The organism is Rossellomorea aquimaris, from assembly GCF_020171925.1.
Taxonomy (GTDB): Bacteria; Bacillota; Bacilli; order Bacillales; family Bacillaceae_B; genus Rossellomorea; species Rossellomorea aquimaris_F.
On record NZ_JAIVAR010000003.1, the window covers coordinates 487,745 to 504,093 of the forward strand.

At 49.0% G+C, this 16,349-nt stretch carries 16 protein-coding genes; all 16 read right to left on the reverse strand.

What is annotated here, in order from left to right; translation table 11 throughout:
- Positions 1-24: 24 nt before the first annotated feature.
- A complete protein-coding gene (locus tag LCM10_RS13750; protein ID WP_224876838.1) occupies positions 25-1,020 on the reverse strand; it encodes an alpha-ketoacid dehydrogenase subunit beta in 996 nt (331 codons plus the stop codon).
- Entirely contained in the window at positions 1,017-2,087 is a 1,071-nt protein-coding gene (gene pdhA, locus LCM10_RS13755) for a pyruvate dehydrogenase (acetyl-transferring) E1 component subunit alpha (protein ID WP_224876839.1), read from the reverse strand. Before pdhA ends, LCM10_RS13750 begins: the two co-directional genes overlap by 4 nt.
- A 195-nt stretch (positions 2,088-2,282) precedes the next feature.
- Positions 2,283-3,389: a Leu/Phe/Val dehydrogenase gene (locus LCM10_RS13760; RefSeq protein ID WP_224876840.1), complete on the reverse strand. Its 1,107-nt coding sequence runs from the start codon at positions 3,387-3,389 to the stop codon at positions 2,283-2,285.
- A 52-nt stretch (positions 3,390-3,441) separates the two neighbouring features.
- Positions 3,442-3,837 (reverse strand): thioesterase family protein, encoded by a 396-nt coding sequence (locus LCM10_RS13765; RefSeq protein ID WP_224876841.1) that lies wholly within the window; start codon positions 3,835-3,837, stop codon positions 3,442-3,444.
- Between the two features lie 294 nt (positions 3,838-4,131).
- A complete protein-coding gene (locus LCM10_RS13770) occupies positions 4,132-4,926 on the reverse strand; it encodes an ABC transporter ATP-binding protein (RefSeq protein WP_224876842.1) in 795 nt (264 codons plus the stop codon).
- Positions 4,901-5,932, reverse strand: coding sequence for an ABC transporter permease (locus LCM10_RS13775; RefSeq protein ID WP_224876843.1), 1,032 nt, complete (start codon positions 5,930-5,932; stop codon positions 4,901-4,903). The genes LCM10_RS13770 and LCM10_RS13775 overlap by 26 nt, the downstream gene beginning before the upstream one ends.
- Before the next feature lie 16 nt (positions 5,933-5,948).
- On the reverse strand, positions 5,949-6,953 hold the full coding sequence (locus LCM10_RS13780) for an ABC transporter substrate-binding protein (protein ID WP_224876844.1): 1,005 nt from the start codon (positions 6,951-6,953) through the stop codon (positions 5,949-5,951).
- A 648-nt stretch (positions 6,954-7,601) separates the two neighbouring features.
- Positions 7,602-8,555, reverse strand: a complete 954-nt coding sequence (locus LCM10_RS13785; protein ID WP_224876845.1) for an NAD(P)H-dependent flavin oxidoreductase — start codon at positions 8,553-8,555, stop codon at positions 7,602-7,604.
- Between the two features lie 135 nt (positions 8,556-8,690).
- Positions 8,691-9,566: a phenylacetic acid degradation operon negative regulatory protein PaaX gene (gene paaX / locus LCM10_RS13790; protein WP_224876846.1), complete on the reverse strand. Its 876-nt coding sequence runs from the start codon at positions 9,564-9,566 to the stop codon at positions 8,691-8,693.
- 230 nt (positions 9,567-9,796) lie between these two features.
- A complete protein-coding gene (locus tag LCM10_RS13795; protein WP_224876847.1) occupies positions 9,797-10,999 on the reverse strand; it encodes a thiolase family protein in 1,203 nt (400 codons plus the stop codon).
- Positions 10,996-11,871: a 3-hydroxyacyl-CoA dehydrogenase gene (locus LCM10_RS13800; RefSeq protein ID WP_224876848.1), complete on the reverse strand. Its 876-nt coding sequence runs from the start codon at positions 11,869-11,871 to the stop codon at positions 10,996-10,998. Before LCM10_RS13800 ends, LCM10_RS13795 begins: the two co-directional genes overlap by 4 nt.
- 74 nt (positions 11,872-11,945) lie before the next feature.
- On the reverse strand, positions 11,946-13,463 hold the full coding sequence (locus tag LCM10_RS13805; RefSeq protein WP_224876849.1) for an aldehyde dehydrogenase family protein: 1,518 nt from the start codon (positions 13,461-13,463) through the stop codon (positions 11,946-11,948).
- Between the two features lie 161 nt (positions 13,464-13,624).
- A complete protein-coding gene (locus tag LCM10_RS13810; protein WP_224876850.1) occupies positions 13,625-14,398 on the reverse strand; it encodes an enoyl-CoA hydratase-related protein in 774 nt (257 codons plus the stop codon).
- A gap of 13 nt (positions 14,399-14,411) precedes the next feature.
- Complete coding sequence (locus tag LCM10_RS13815) at positions 14,412-15,188, reverse strand: enoyl-CoA hydratase/isomerase family protein (RefSeq protein WP_224876851.1); 777 nt, start codon at positions 15,186-15,188, stop codon at positions 14,412-14,414.
- On the reverse strand, positions 15,181-15,489 hold the full coding sequence (locus tag LCM10_RS13820; RefSeq protein WP_224876852.1) for an EthD family reductase: 309 nt from the start codon (positions 15,487-15,489) through the stop codon (positions 15,181-15,183). Before LCM10_RS13820 ends, LCM10_RS13815 begins: the two co-directional genes overlap by 8 nt.
- Positions 15,490-15,861: 372 nt before the next feature.
- A complete protein-coding gene (paaD, locus tag LCM10_RS13825; RefSeq protein ID WP_224876853.1) occupies positions 15,862-16,341 on the reverse strand; it encodes a 1,2-phenylacetyl-CoA epoxidase subunit PaaD in 480 nt (159 codons plus the stop codon).
- Positions 16,342-16,349 lie beyond the last annotated feature (8 nt).

The following is a 16,349-nucleotide window of genomic DNA, read 5'->3' on the forward strand; positions in this document are numbered from 1 at the left end:
AACTCCCCCCTCGTCCCTTTCATTCTAATATTCTGCTACTTTCTTCACTGCCTCTAGGACCCGTTCGGGATCCGGCAGGTAAAAATCTTCAAATCCAAAATAGGGAACAGGGGTGTCAAAGCCTGTCACCCGCTCGACCGGAGCCTTTTGATATAAGAAGGAAGTATCGTTGATGATCGCCAATACGTCATTCCCTACTCCTCCGGTCGCATGCGCTTCGTGGACAACGACCGTCCTGCCTGTTTTCTGGACGGATCCTGCTATGATTTCTTTATCCAGTGGATAGAGGGTCCTGAGGTCAAGCACTTCACAGGAGATGCCGCTTTTCTCGGCCTTCCCGGCAGCTTCTTCCGCTACCTTCACCATCGCACCCCAGGCGATGATCGTGACATCTTCCCCTTCCCTGACCACTTTCCCCTTTCCGATTTCAACCGTATATTTCTCTTCGGGTACTTCCTCGCGGGATGAGCGGTAACATCTCATCGGTTCAAGGAAAAGCACCGGATCGGGATCCTCGATGGCCGCAATCATGAGGCCTTTCGCATCGTAAGGGGTTGACGGGCATACCACCTTGATTCCCGGCATATGGGTGAAGATCGCTTCTGTGCTATCTGAATGGATCTCAGGTGCCCTGACCCCCGCCCCGTATGGAGCCCGGATCACGATCGGACACGTGTAATGACCGAGTGTACGCGAACGAAGTCTGGAAGCATGGGTCATGATCTGCTCATAGGCAGGGTAAATGAATCCCATGAACTGAATTTCCGCTACCGGTCTTAACCCGTTCACTGCCATCCCGATGGCGGCTCCTATGAAGCCCGCTTCGCTTAAAGGGGTATCCATCACACGGTCTTCCCCGAATTCCGCCTGCAATCCCTCCGTCGCCCTGAAGACTCCCCCGTTCTTTCCGATATCTTCTCCGAGCAATAGAACATCCTCATGCTCTTTCAGCATGACTCTCATCCCATCCGTAATGGCCCCTACCATGGTCAGCATCTTTGTCTTCGTTAACGTACTCATCGACTCTTCCCTCCCATGCTTTTCAGGAGCTTTTCTTTTTGCTCTTGAATGGTCCACGTCGGTGTTTCAAATACGTAGTCGAAAATGACAGACGGGTCTGCTGCTGGATAATTCTCGAGTTCCTCAACGGCAAGATCCACTTCCTTCTGGCATTCCTTCTCGACTGAATGCATCCACTCTTCGTCGATCCACCCTTTCTTCTTCATGAACTTCTCAAGCCTTTCCACCGGGTCATGATCCCGCCGCTTCCCATCACTTTCTGCTTGATCGCGGTATTTGGTCGGGTCATCCGCAGTGGTATGGGCACCATACCTCCATGTGACGGACTCGATCAAGGTCGGACCCTCTCCAGCTCGCGCCCGGTCCAGAGCCTTCTTCGTTTCAAAATAAACGGCAAAGATATCATTGCCGTCAATCCGAACACCCGGGATATCATAGGCGAGCGCCTTTTGGGCAATGGTTTTCGTTTTCATCTGCTTTGTCATCGGAACCGAGATTGCATAGTGATTATTTTGATTGAAGAAAACAACAGGCGCACTCCAGACACTCGCGATGTTCAAGCCTTCGTGGAAGTCCCCTTCCGACGTCGCCCCGTCGCCGAAGTACGCGATCGCTGCATTTCTCGTCCCTTTCCTTTTCTCAGCAAAAGCCGCCCCCACCGCATGCGGGAGCTGGGTCGCAATCGGGATCCCAGGTGTGAAGATGTTCTTTCCTTCCGGAGGCACACACCCTTCATTCCTGCCTTTCCAGAACAGGAGGATATTCAATAATGAATGGCCGAATGTCATGGCTGCTCCGTGATCGCGATAAGTAGGGAATAGCCAATCCTGTCCGTTGAGTGCAAGTGCGGTCCCGACCTGTGACGCCTCTTGTCCTTCATAAGGCGCATACGTACCGATCCGTCCTTGACGCTGGAGGCTGACTGCCTTGCGGTCAAACGTACGGATCCGGACCAAATGCCGATAAAAATGCCGGGTCAATTCTTCCGAAATTTCGTTTTCATATTCGTCCTGAATCAGTTCTCCTTGATTATCCATCACCTGGATCATTGGAAAATCCTCGATCATTTCATCACCTCGTGTGGTGCATTTATTTGGTTTTTCTGTGTATGGAAATTCAATCGATATACCACTGTTTTTCGGTGCAAGTTTCCTATTTTCATAAAGAGGGCTTATGGATACTCTCTTTTCATAGGCGTGGTGTCATAGAGGGATAAGACCAACTTTTGACACCCATGTCCCTCTCTATCGATCTATCATTCATTATTGTCTTACCGCCCACTTCGGACGTTTCATATGTGAAAAGAAGCTGTTCCTTCTGGAGCGGGAGTGGATGCGGTCTTCGCAGAAACGGTCCGCTGCTTCCATTGTGGTCATCTGCTGGTTCTCTGCTTGAAGGTAAATATTCTGAAGGGTGTTATAGATGGCACTTGTCTTTTGTAGGACACGTTCTTTATTCGGTTCATATAATTCATCCGCGACCTGGATCAATCCGCCGGCATTGACGATATAATCCGGTGCATAAAGGATTCCTTTTTCATGTAGCTTCAACCCATGGGACAGGTCGAGTAACTGATTGTTGGCTGAACCTGCGACTGCTTTGACTTTCAGCTGATCGATCGTATCATCATTGATGATGCCCCCGATGGCACAAGGGATGAATACATCGGCATCGACGGAGTAAATTTCGTCACCAGACACGACTTTGATTGCCGCTCCCATATTCTTAGCCTTCGAAACCAGTTGATCGATCGAGCCCTGATTGATATCCGTCACATACAGATCCGCTCCTTCGTCAAGGAGGCGCTCTGCCACTTTATAACCCACTTTCCCAAGGCCTTGGATCGCATAGCTTTTCCCGTGGAGATCCCTCGAACCCCATACTGTCTTGTTCGTTGCCTGAATCCCGTAAATGACGCCCATCGCAGTCGGGATGGAAGAATCCCCGCTTCCGCCGTAGACTTCATCGACACCGACAATGCAGTTCGTCTCTTTTAGCGCGTAAACGAAATCCTCAGGCTCCGTCCCCATATCGGTGCCTGTGTAGAAGCGTCCATTCAAGGATTCCACAAATTGACCGAACGCACGGAATAATTCCGGATGCTTATCTTTGGCGGGATCACCGATGATGACCGCCTTCCCCCCTCCAAAATCTACGTCCGCTGCCGCACATTTATACGTCATTCCCCTTGAAAGGCGCAGCACATCGTTCAATGCTTCGTCCACTGATGCATATGGCCTCATCCGGCATCCGCCGAGCGCTGGCCCGAGTGTCGTGTTATGTATGGCGATGATTGCTTTGAGTCCTGTATCTTCATCATTACAAAAAACAACTTGTTCGTGGTTCTTGATTTGTTCAAACATATCCATTTCTCTTCCCCCAGTCATTTTGTAAACGCTTACAGATTAGAACACAAAAAAACTATATTTTCTCTATCCGTTCTCTTATTTTCTCTTTAGGCAGGACAACCTGCTTGACCTCTCCCTTACCGATGATTCGATCATTCTTGGAATCTTTCACCGTCACTTCAGTGAGGATGATGCTCCCCTCATAGTTTATGACGGTCGCTTTGATTTCAAGACTGGAACCGGTGCGTGCAGGGGCCATGTGCTCGACAGTCACTCTTGCTCCCATGCCCTCTTCCCCTTCCTCCAGATAAGGAAGGATGATTTTCCTCGATGCCCATTCCATGTGATAGACCATCGAGACGGTGGAGTACACAGGATGGACGACATCGCCCTCAAATTGGGCATGCATGTCAGGGGTCACCTCCGTCATGATCGTAACGGAATGCCCTTCAGCTAATCCGGACTTCATCGCTTTCCCCCTTTAAACCAACGCATTATACATATTCATATAACGTTAATTTAACGATATAATAACATTCAGTATTATAAATAGTCAATATATTGTTAAAATTTAAACTACTCAGATTCCGCTTGAAGGTACGTCCCTCAATGCTTTAAAGAAGAAAAGCGACAGCGCTTGTTCAGCCCTGAGTTACGTCGATTTTGATTATTAAGTGTGCTTCTCAGAACGTCTTGAGCGTATGTGCGATTGAGCCACTCTAAGCATTAAAAAAAGTAACGGGACGGGGTCCCGTTACTTTTTTTAGGATAATAGTGCGCGGTCGCTTGCGAGTTTGCTGCCGCGGATCCGCTGAAATTCGTTAAGGAGGCCTTCAACGGTAAGATGTTTCTTCTCATCCTCATTGACCTCGAGGATAATCTGGCCTTTGTCCATCATGATCAGCCGGTTCCCAAGATCGAGTGCCTGCTGCATATTGTGGGTGACCATCAGTGTGGTCAGCTGATATTTCTCCACGATTTCCTTCGTCAGGTTCGTAATCAGGTCGGCACGTGCCGGATCAAGCGCTGCGGTATGTTCATCGAGCAGCAGGATCGACGGCTCCGTGAAGGTGGCCATCAATAACGATAGAGCCTGCCTTTCCCCACCGGACAATAAACCCACCTTTGCATTCAACCGGTTCTCAAGTCCGAGGTGCAAAGTTTCCAGCACTTCCTTGAAGAACTCTTTCCGCTTCTTCGTCACACCCAACCGGAACGTCCTTGTCCGGTTCCTCGAGTAAGCCATTGCAAGGTTTTCCTCGATCGTCATCGAAGGCGCCGTCCCCGCCATCGGATCCTGGAACACCCGTCCGATCAGCTTGGAGCGTTTATATTCAGAGACCCTCGATACATCATGATCATCGATCAGCACGTTCCCGACATCTGGGAGGAGCACCCCCGACACGATGTTCATCAACGTCGATTTACCGGCTCCATTACTTCCAATCACGGTGACAAAATCCCCTGGCTTCATGGAAAGTTGGATGTCATCGAGGGCGATTTTTTCATCCGGTGTGCCTTCATTGAACACTTTATGAATTCGATTTAATTGCAGCACCGTCATCACCCTTTCTGTCGGAAGTCAGTGGAACCTTGTGCATTCGTTCCGCCATCCGTTGTGCTTTGCGTTTATTATCTTTGTATCTGTCCATCACTTTAGGCATGATCAATGCGAGGATGACGATGACTGCCGTGATCAGCTTCATATCCCCGGTTTCAAGGAATTCAACCCGGAGTGCCATACTGACGACCAGTCGATAGATGATCGCGCCCCCTATGACCGCAAGCGTCGTGCGTGCAATCGTCTTTGTACCGAATAACGCTTCCCCGATGATGACCGATGCAAGACCGATGATGATCATCCCGATCCCCATCCCGACATCGGCGAAACGGCTGTACTGGGCGATCAGCGCACCGGATAGGGCAACCATCCCATTCGAGATCCCGAGGCCGAGGATGATCATCAGATTGGTATTGGCCGAGAAGCTTCGGATCATCCGTTGATTGTCACCTGTCGCACGGAGCGCCAGTCCGATTTCCGTTTTCAAGAATGCGTCCGTCAAGAACTTGATGGCTAGCGTGATGATGACCATGATGAAAAGAATACTCCATGTTCCCGGCAGCGGTTCACCAAGACCGACTGCCATCCACAATTTATTCAGTGCCGTATCGATCCCCAGCGGCGCCCAGATGTTTTCAACACCCGTAAAAGCTGTTTCCTGATTCAATAACGGTACATTCGACCGCCCCATGATCCTTAGATTGATCGAATAGAGGGCGATCATCATCAGAATCCCTGATAATAACGCATTGATCTTTCCAAATGTATGAAGTAATCCTGTTATGCATCCTGCGATAAACCCGATCACGATCGCTGACAAAGTCGCGATCACCGGGTTTACACCGCTGACGATCATCGTGGCTGCGACAGCAGCCCCGGTCACGAAGCTGCCATCGACTGTCAAATCAGGAAAATCCAATATCCGAAAGGACAAGTAGACTCCAAGGGCCATAATCGCATATATGATTCCAGATTCAAAAGATGCAAATATTGCTGTTGGCACGAATCATCATCCTCCCTTATTGTTCAAGAAACTTCCCTAATTCAGACCACGTTTCCTTCACTTCCACACCTTGTTCCTCTGCTGCCTTTTTGTTGAACATCAATTCAAAGTTCTGTGGAGCCTGTACAGGGATTTCAGAAGGCTTCTTCTCACCCTTCAGGATTTTGACTGCCATCAATCCTGTTTCATAACCAAGGTCTTCATAATTGAATCCACTTGCTGCAATCGCACCCTTTTTCAATGAATCAAGCTCACCGACAAAAAGTGGGATGTCCTTTTCATTGGCAACACCGATGACCGACTCCAACGCGGAAACCACTGTATTATCTTTCGGGATGTAAATGGCATCCACGCGACCCGTCAATGATTCTGCCGCCTGCTTGACATCAGCCGATGTAGAAACGGAAGCTTCGACGATTTTGACTCCCTTTTCTTTTGCAATCTTATTGATTTCCTCTGCTTGAACAACCGCGTTCTGTTCACCAGAGTTATAAATGATCCCGATTGTCTTCGCTTTCATTTCATCCGTTACGAACGAAAGCGTCTTTGAAATGGCTTCAGGATGAGTATCCGTCGTTCCGGTGATATTTTCACCCGGCTCGTCGAAGGATTTCACAAGCTCTGCCCCAACCGGATCCGTTACGGAAGTAAAGACGATCGGAATTTTCTTCGTAGCATTGAGTGCATGCTGTGCACTAGGGGTGGAATTCGCGAAGATCAGGTCGACACCGTCACCCACAAGGTTTTTAGCTGCTGTCTGGGAGTTACTTTGATCTCCCTGCGCGATTTGGACATTATATTCAACATTTTCGCCTTCTTTAAAACCGTTATCCGCCAACGCCTTCTTGAAGCCTTCGAACGCTGCATCCAGAGAAGGATGTTCAACGATTTGGGTGACCCCGATCACATACTTCTTTTCACCGTCATCCGCCGAACCCTTTTCACTTCCACCGCACCCGGATAAAACCGACATACCGAGAAGCATTGTCATGGCACCAACTAGCAAACGTTTCTTCTTCATTAGAATCCCCCTTTTTCTCTTAAAAAGATTGTTTATGATTAATAGTCTTGAAAGACTACCAAACCCTTTTGTGATAAAAATACACACCCTCGTTAATACAACGTTATATTATCATCACTGTCACAAAATAGTCAATAATATTCCGAAAATTTAAAAATTAATACTAGTATAGATGGTTTGGACGGGAATATCTAGGGGTTTTTCGGTTTTTTTGGGGTTGGGGGGGTTGGTGTGGGGCTAGGTTGTGGTGCGGTTGGGGATTGGGGTGTGGCCGGGTGTGGTGGATGGGCTCGGGTGTGGCGGATGGGCTCGGGTGTGGCGAGTTTGTCGGGGTGAGTGGTTGTGACCGTTGCGCACGGGTGGGGCCGGTGTGCGGGGTGGGGCCGGTTTGCCGAGGTGGGGCGATTGTGTGTGGCGAAATTTGTCGCTTTTTGAAGAATGGCAGATAAATCGAAATTTTGGCAGATAAAATTTTATTTTGGAAGATAAATCGAAAAAACGGCAGATAAAAAATTTTTTTGGAAGATAAATCGGGAAAACGGCCGATAACGTTCAACTCCATCCCTAAGCAAACCCACGCTGCGCGAATTCCACAAGCAAATCCCACAAAAAAAGCACGCTCCCCCAAACGGAACATGCCCCTCACCACTATTTCATCCTACTCTTCGCCAATTTTTCAAAAATCCGCTCGGCATCACGCATCATCTTCTCTATCAACTCTTTCACAGTCGGGATATCGGACACGAGCCCCGACACCTGGCCTCCATTGATGAATCCCTGATCGAGCTTCCCTTCCAATGCACCGATCCGGTGATAGTCTTCCGATGTCAGCTGTCCGAATTCTTCCGGAGGCACCCCTTCTTTTTCTTTCCGGATCAAATCCGCCGAGTAAGGTGTCTTCATGACCCTCCTTACTTTTCCGACTGAACGACCGACAATCACCGTGCCGTCATCCTTCGCATCAAGCAGGGTCCTTTTGTAGTTTTCATGAAAGGGGGCTTCCCTTGTCGCGATGAGACGGGTCCCCATCTGAACGCCGCTTGCGCCGAGTGCGAGCATGCTTGCAAGTCCCCTACCATCTCCGATCCCACCTGCAGCGACCACTGGGATGTCCACTGAATCAACGAGTTGAGGGATCAAAGCGAGCGTTGTCGTTTCCAGGTTCGAATTGATTCCCGCCGCTTCATATCCTTCTCCTACAATAATATCCGCACCTGCTTCCTCCGCTTTCACCGCTTGTTTTTTGGAAGCGACCACGCAGATCACCTTCACCCCATGCTCGTGAAAGTAAGGGATGAGGGGCGTCGGATTTCCTGCCGATAAGGACACAACCGGCACCTTATGATGAACGACCAGACGGACCATCTCCTGTAAATGAGGGGTGATGGCGATAGGGATGTTCAATGCAAAAGGCTTGGCTGTACGATTCTTTGTTTCTATTATGATGCGTTCTACTTCCTCTACGCTCATCGTCCCGACCCCGATCGTGCCAAGTGCCCCCGCTTCTGAGACGGCAGCCGTTAATGGAGCATTACTGATATTCCCCATCCCCCCTTGAAGGATCGGGTGTTTAATATTGAGAATTCCCGTTAGATTATTCATAAAAATCCCCCTTCGTTAATTTCATGTTATACTTTCTTGAACATGTAGACAAGTTCCATTTATCGTTATGTCAAGAAAATGAATACGTGATCCCACTAGTCAAAAACCCCTGCCATTTCAGCAGGGGTTTTTTGATCAATCCAGTAACAAAGGATGCGTCATGATGTCGTAACTGCGATCCTTATTTTTCAATTCATTTCCGTCTTCGAATACACTTTCGAAGAATCTGGAAGCGGGTTCCGCAAGTTCTTTATAGTATTCTGCAAACAAGGATGCTGCGTGTGACCCGAGCCACTTCTCAGGTAACAGCTCCTCCGGCAGTCCCGGGTCCACGAATAGGAATTTGCGATATTCATGCACAAGCTTCGTTCTTTCAACGAAGCACTCGGCATCCGTCATATCGCCCTTTTTGATTTTGTTCTTATCGATCATATATTGCTGGCTGTACTGGGCAATGAATTCCTGATATCGGTCATTGATCTCGTTCAAGTCCCAACTCTTTTCGACCAATCGCTGATTTTCATTCGGCCCTTTATAATCTGCAACGAAGAAATCGACATAATCTTCGATGTCATATTTCCTGATCAGTGCCTGCACCTGTTTTTCCAGATTGTTCGGGGAGATCCATGTAGACGTCGACAGCGTCCCGAATCCGCTCCAAACCAGTTCTTTACGAAGTTCGTCACGGATGCTGCGGATCTCTTCAGGAATGTTATACATGAAGATCCGCCACTTCCCGTCCCACTCCTGTGGCTTGAGCTTGAAGATACGATTCGCCGCTTCTTCCATTCGGTCGATGCCGGGCTCCGTCAATGAATAATAACTCTTATTCCCCTGTTTCTCGGCCTGGACCCATCCCTGTTTGTTCATTCTTGAAATCGCAGCACGCACGGCTTGATCATTGTGCCCGAACTCATTCAGCAGTCGGATGAGGCTGCCGATCCATATTTTGTTTCCGTAGTGGCGTATGTAATCCCCATAAAGGGTGAAGATCATTGATCTGGTATTCATTGTGATGCCTCTCCTTTTGCACAATCACTTTTGTGGAAAAACTTTCTTGTAACGTTCATTTTACGTTTAGTAAATATATTATCACAAACAACTTAAAAAATTAATTATTATTTCTGAATTTCTTTCACTTAATTAATAGTAGTTGTTTTCTATATAGATAACCGTAAACTATTCCGCAAAAGAAAAAACACCAGAAAGAGGTCCAGCAATCCGCACCTCTTCCTTCATTGCTATTCTACATTCTCAACCAACGTCGCAATCCCCTGCCCCACACCGATACACATCGTCGACAGTCCATACCGTGTCCCGCGCTTCTTCATTTCATGTACGAGGGTTGTGAGGATCCTTGCTCCGCTTGCACCAAGCGGATGACCGAAGGCGATCGCCCCACCATTGACGTTGACGAATTCTTCATTCAATCCAAGGTCCCGTATGCACGCAATCGATTGGGCGGCGAATGCTTCGTTCAATTCGACCAGGCCGATTTGGTCCAGGGAAAGGCCGGCACGTTTGAGGGCTTTCCGGGTGGCATAGATCGGTCCAAGACCCATGACGGAAGGATCGAGGCCTGCAGTCGCGGATGTCAGGTAGCGTGCGAGGGGCTTCAAGCCGAGTTCATCCGCTTTGTCCCTGCTCATCAATAACAGGGCGGATGCCCCATCATTCACACCGGATGCGTTCCCCGCCGTGACGGTTCCTTCATTAAATAGAGGTGATAGAGTCGATAATTTCTCCAGACTCGATTGAGGACGTGGGTGCTCATCACAGTCCACGGTGGTCACATTTCCTCTTCGGTCGGCGATCTCCACGGGGATGATTTCTTCTTTGAAGCGATTTTCTCCCATCGCCCGCTTGGCTTTCATCTGGCTTCCATAGGCAAAACGGTCCTGTTCTTCCCGGGTGATTTCATACTTACTTGCAACGTTTTCGGCGGTTTCAGGCATGGAGTCCGTACCGTATCTTTCTTTCAGACGGGAATTAACGAAGCGCCAACCAATGGTCGTATCGAACATTTCCATATTGCCTCTCGGGAAGTCCTTGGAAGGCTTCGCCATGACGAAAGGCGCCCTTGTCATACTTTCAGTGCCCCCTGCAATAAAGATATCCCCTTCACCGGCAAGGATCGCACGGGCAGCATAGTTGACCGCATCGAGTCCCGATCCGCATAATCGGTTGATCGTAGTCGCTCCGACCTCAACGGGAAGGCCTGCAAGCAAGGTCGACATACGTGCGACATTCCGGTTGTCTTCGCCGGCCCCATTGGCATTTCCGAGCACCACTTCTTCGATGGAATCGACCGGGACTTCTTTGTTTCGTTCGACAAGCGCTTTGATCACAAGTGCACCGAGGTCATCCGGACGGACGTCCTTCAATGCGCCCTTGTACTTGCCGATTGGCGTTCTCACTGCATCGACGATGACGACTTCCTTCATGATTTGCTCTCCTTTTCAGCCATCTCGGTGTAATCGTACACACCCCTACCAGATTTCCTGCCGAGCCTTCCAGCTTTCACATACTTCTCCAACAAAGGAGCCGGACGGTATTTTTCCCCAAGCTTTTCATGCAAATACTTAAGGTTATTCAACCTGGTATCCAACCCAACGAGATCCCCCAGTTCAAAAGGTCCCATCGGATAGTTCAGTCCGAGCTTGATGGCTTTATCGATTTCTTCAGGGCTACCGAGTCCTTCCTGCAGCATATAAAACGCCTCGTTTCCGACGAGTGCACTGATCCTGCTTGTGACAAAACCGGGAAATTCGTTGATGACGACGGTTTCCTTCCCCATCAACCTTGCAACCTGTTCAATGACTTCCGTTGTTTCATCACTTGTCTCAAGTCCCCGTACGATTTCAACGAGTGGCATTTTATGTACAGGGTTGAAGAAATGCATGGCGATCACTTTGTCCGGACGTTTCGTGAATGACCCGATTTCGGTCGGGCTCATTGTCGATGTATTGGTTGCCAGGTAACAATAGTCGGGTGCATGGGCATCGAGGACTTCAAAGACCCCTCGTTTGATGTCGGTTTTTTCAGGTACGGCTTCAATGACAACATCGGCATCCCTCACCGTAATTGATAGATTGGCAGAATATGAAAGCCGTTCCCTTGCTTCGATATACTCCTGATTCGTGACCTTCCCTCTCTCAAGGCCTTTTTCAAAAATGCGCTGGATCTCTTCTTTGGCATGATCGAGCTGTTCCTGTTTGATATCGACCAGGGTTGTTCTGAAGCCGCCGACCGCACTGACATAAGCGATCCCTCTTCCCATGACACCCGAGCCGACTACGACGATATGCTGTGACATGTCTGTATCCTCCTTTAGTGCAAAATGGGGTTGACCTTAAAAAGGACAACCCCTGTATCAAGCTGATGGTTTTCTTATACTCCGAATGGATTCAGCGGACGGTTACCGAAGTAGGAAATCACACTCTTTGTTTCTGTATATAAATCAAGTGTCTCTACGCACAACTCACGACCGAAACCGGACTGTTTGTATCCTCCGAACGGTGTGCCAGGGAAAGCTGAGAATGGACAGTTCACCATCACGATTCCTGCCTGGATCGCTTTGGATACTCTTGTCGCGCGCCCGTGGTTCTGCGTCCAGACCGCTGATCCCAATCCGTATTCACTGTCGTTGGCCATCTTGATGACTTCTTTTTCGTCCTTGAACTTCATCACGACGACGACAGGACCGAAGATTTCTTCCTTCACAACCTTCATATCGTGATTGACATCGGTAATGATCGTCGGCTCATACCAATATCCTTTTTCAAACCCTTCGACCTTCGCCGGTTTGCCTCCCGTCACGATGGTGGCTCCGTCCTGCTTCGCGGATTCCACATAGCCGTGGATCGTATCAAGCTGGCCTTGATTGATGATGGCTCCGATATGCGTCCCTTTATCGTTTGGATCTCCAAGCGTAAGCTTCTTGGTTTTCTCGACGAACTTTTCCATGAATTCATCGTAAATATCTTCATGAACATACAGTCTTGAACGTGCTTCACAGGACTGACCTGTATTATAGAAGATACCGAACAGCGAGCCGTCGACTGCGGCATCCACATCGGCATCGTCGAACACGATGTTAGGTGACTTTCCGCCAAGCTCCAATGTCACTCGCTTCAGTGTTTGAGAGGCTCTTTCCATAATATTTTTCCCAATCGGGGTGGATCCGGTGAATGCCACTTTGTCCACCTTTTCATGCTCTACTAAATAATTCCCTACGGACGAACCGGCCCCTGGTAAGATATTGACGACGCCTTCCGGCACTCCAGCTTCAATACAGATTTCCCCAAGAACAATTGCCGTGAGAGGCGTAAGTGTAGCCGGCTTCACGACCACAGAGCAGCCTGCAGCGATTGCCGGGGCGATCTTCCAGGCAGCCATCATCAATGGATAATTCCAAGGGATGATTTGGGCACAAACACCGACAGGCTCTTTTTCTGCCGTATTCGTGAATTGTCCCGGGACATTATTCACGGTGCCGCGGTGGCCGACAATGGCACCTGCATAAAATTCGAAGTCTTCGATTGCCTGCATGACCTGACCCTGTGCGGCGGATAGCGACTTGCCGCTGTCCATGATTTCAAGAGCGACCAGCTCGTTGAAACGGGAGCGCATGATACCGGCAATCTTATTCAACACGCGTGAACGTTTGTTGATCGGGAACTTCTTCCACTTCCCGTGGTCAAACGCATTCCTTGCTGCCTGAACCGCTTTTTCTGCATCTTCCAAGGAAGCAAGGGCGACCGTTGCAATTGGTTCACCCGTGGCAGGATTATAGGTTGTGAACGTTTCCGCAGTCTCACTTTCCATGCGCTGTCCATTAATGACCAATGAATAGTGCTCCCTCTTCATTTCAAGTACTTCAAAGCTTTGTTCTTTTACTGTAGACATTGTCCCATCTCCTTTTTCGTTTTGTTGTGTTAAACACCAATGCCCGATACCGTGAAAGACTTCGATTTCCACTGGGGCCTTCTCTTCCAATCTATCACCTCTCCAGCAGGAGTCTCTTGCACTCCGACCAACTGCTGGATACAGCCTAAAATCATATAAATCTATTTACCGCGAAATGCTGGTCTTCTTTTCTCAAGAAAAGCGGTGACACCTTCACGGTGGTCTTCGGTCCCGCCTGCAATTCGCTGGGCGTAAGCTTCTTTTTCCAGGTATTCATGAAAAGGTAGATCATGGCTCCCCTTCAATAACCTCTTCATCAATCCGATCGCCTTCGTCGGCATGGAGGCGATTCTTTCTGCAAAGGCGGCGGTCTCTTCATACCAGCTGTCGGTCCCAATCAGTTTCGTCACCAAACCAAGCTTTTCGGCTTGTTCTGCCGTGATCTTTTCACCTAAAACGGCGAGCTCAAGAGCTTTTGCATAGCCTACTAGATTGGTTAAATAGTAGAGATTGCCTGAATCAGGAACCAACCCCACATGGACGAATGCCTGAACGAAGCTCGCTTTTTCCGACACGATCCTGAAATCGCATGCAAGCGCAAGCGAGAACCCTGCTCCTGCCGCAACCCCGTTCACCGCCGCAATGACAGGCTTTTCACAGGCTTCGATTTCCTTCACCATCGGCCCATAATTATTCCGCAATACTTCGCCGTGATCCATCGACTCGTCGACTTCACTCAAGTCTTGGCCCGAACAAAACGCACGGCCCTCACCGGTGATGACGATCGCCCTTACTTCGTCATTCCGGGATGAATCTTTCACCGCTTTTGCCACTTCAAGGTTGAGTTGACGGATGAAGGCGTTCAATTTTTCCGGTCGATTCAGGGTGATCCAGGCTACATGGTTTTTCACATCATATTTGATTGTTTCGTACATTTATGTAGCCCCCTTACTTTCCTTTGAAATGTGGTCTGCGTTTTTCAATGAAAGCTTTCATGCCTTCTTTTTGGTCCTCTGACGCAAAAAGAAGATAGAAATTCTTCCGCTCATATTGCATTCCTTCATAAAGGGAATAATCAACCGCTTTATGGACGGATTCTTTGATCAACCTGATGGAGAGCGGAGGCTTGGATGCCAATTTCTTAGCGAACTTTTCTGTTTCTTCCATTAATAGTTCCGGTGCGATCGTCCGGTTGATGACACCCCACTCGAGTGCCTGCTGAGCCGTGAATCTGTCGCCCGACAGAAGCCATTCCATCGCCCTCGATTTCCCGATGAGCTTTGTCAGGCGCTGCGTCCCTCCCGCACCGGGCATGACCCCGAGGTTCACTTCCGGAAATCCGAAGCTTGCATCTTCAGCCGCAAATAATAGGTCACAGCATAGCGCCAATTCGAATCCACCACCGAGTGCGAAACCTTGGACCGCACCGATGATCGGCTTCTTGATCCAGGCGAGACGATCCCATTCGGTGAACTGATTAAGAAGTTCAAGGTCGATCGCACCGTCCGCTGACATCTCATCGATATCGGCACCTGCCGCGAACGCCCTTCCTTTACCGGATAAAATGATGACGTTTACATTTTCATTCCGATCAAACTCCTCAAAAGCTGCCACAATCTCCGATACCATGGGGCGATTGATGGCGTTCAGCACCTTGGGACGGTTCAGCTCAATGAACCCGAGACCGTCCCTTTCGCTGACCGCAATATATTCGTGCTTACTCATCCACTTCTTCACCGATCATGAGCGTGACCAGTTCAGCAGCAAATCCCATCAAGTCCTTGCCAGAAGCCTTCCCTTCATCGGATTTCAGGCCTGCCTTCAATGCTTCGTGGCTTTCATAGACCATCTCACACATTAAGTAATATTTTCCTTCTCCACCCATCGGCGATCCTGTGATTCTCGTAACCTTCATTTCTTTCAGGCCCGGGATCTTCGATGTGATCGGGGCATGTGTGTTGAAGTAGTGCTCGTCGAATTGTTCCTTGTTTTCAGGGTGTTTGTATAATGCGATTAGTTTTACCATTTAATATCTCTCCTTAAATTTTGTTTTTTGTTTGGATTTTCAATACCGCGGTTGATTTCCGTGGAAGACTTCGCTTTCCGCGGGCGGCCCGAGAGCCTCCCGGGCTTCGCCTGTGGGTTCTCACATTGGCCACTTCACCCGCAGGGGTCTTCGTCTTCCACTCCAATCAACTGCTGGAGCCGGTTAAACATTATGGTTAAATAAATCTTCTTCATGCTGAAGCTGATCGAGCCGCCTCCGCTTTTCTTGATGTCCAGCTCTGGCGGCTAGAGGCTCGAGACATAAGCGAAACCGATCAAGAAGGCAAAGTGCGCCTTCATGGCCGATTCGACTTATACCACCCGCCTCTTAGCAAAGCCCCTCCGCTTTTCTTTACACCATGGTCGAAATAGGTTTCATTGCCTCGAACGGGTTCTTGCATTGCTTGCAGTAGAGGATGCTTCTGCAAGCGGTGGGTCCGAACAGGTTCTCCATGGACGTGTAGGGTGAGTCACAATACGGACAATGAATCTGCCAATCTTCCTCACCCTTGAAGTCCCTGGGAGGGGGGGCGATGCCGAATTCCTTCAAGCTTTCACGGCCCTTCTCGGTCAATCGGCTTGAAGTCCAGGGCGGGTCATAGACAAATTTTACATCCACGGACTCTTTCCCGAGCTGCTCCTTACAGGCTGTCACTACATTCGATTTGATGATGTCGAGTGCAGGGCAGCCCATGAATGTCGGGAGCAATTCGATGGTGAGAATGTCGTCCCCCTCACCTATTCTATTCACCATTCCCAAATCTACGATACTTATTGAATCAATTTCAGGATCTTTGACTGTATGAAGTACGTTCCATATCGTTTCTGACATTTCTGATC

Bases quoted from the DNA above. Each gene is read 5' to 3' on its own strand.
- LCM10_RS13750 (WP_224876838.1), bottom strand. From the start codon at position 1,020: ATGAGTACGTTAACGAAGACAAAGATGCTGACCATGGTAGGGGCCATT.
- pdhA (WP_224876839.1), bottom strand. From the start codon at position 2,087: ATGATCGAGGATTTTCCAATGATCCAGGTGATGGATAATCAAGGAGAA.
- LCM10_RS13760 (WP_224876840.1), bottom strand. From the start codon at position 3,389: ATGGATATGTTTGAACAAATCAAGAACCACGAACAAGTTGTTTTTTGT.
- LCM10_RS13765 (WP_224876841.1), bottom strand. From the start codon at position 3,837: ATGAAGTCCGGATTAGCTGAAGGGCATTCCGTTACGATCATGACGGAG.
- LCM10_RS13780 (WP_224876844.1), bottom strand. From the start codon at position 6,953: ATGAAGAAGAAACGTTTGCTAGTTGGTGCCATGACAATGCTTCTCGGT.
- LCM10_RS13785 (WP_224876845.1), bottom strand. From the start codon at position 8,555: ATGAATAATCTAACGGGAATTCTCAATATTAAACACCCGATCCTTCAA.
- paaX (WP_224876846.1), bottom strand. From the start codon at position 9,566: ATGAATACCAGATCAATGATCTTCACCCTTTATGGGGATTACATACGC.
- LCM10_RS13795 (WP_224876847.1), bottom strand. From the start codon at position 10,999: ATGAAGGAAGTCGTCATCGTCGATGCAGTGAGAACGCCAATCGGCAAG.
- LCM10_RS13800 (WP_224876848.1), bottom strand. From the start codon at position 11,871: ATGTCACAGCATATCGTCGTAGTCGGCTCGGGTGTCATGGGAAGAGGG.
- LCM10_RS13805 (WP_224876849.1), bottom strand. From the start codon at position 13,463: ATGTCTACAGTAAAAGAACAAAGCTTTGAAGTACTTGAAATGAAGAGG.
- LCM10_RS13810 (WP_224876850.1), bottom strand. From the start codon at position 14,398: ATGTACGAAACAATCAAATATGATGTGAAAAACCATGTAGCCTGGATC.
- LCM10_RS13815 (WP_224876851.1), bottom strand. From the start codon at position 15,188: ATGAGTAAGCACGAATATATTGCGGTCAGCGAAAGGGACGGTCTCGGG.
- LCM10_RS13820 (WP_224876852.1), bottom strand. From the start codon at position 15,489: ATGGTAAAACTAATCGCATTATACAAACACCCTGAAAACAAGGAACAA.
- paaD (WP_224876853.1), bottom strand. From the start codon at position 16,341: ATGTCAGAAACGATATGGAACGTACTTCATACAGTCAAAGATCCTGAA.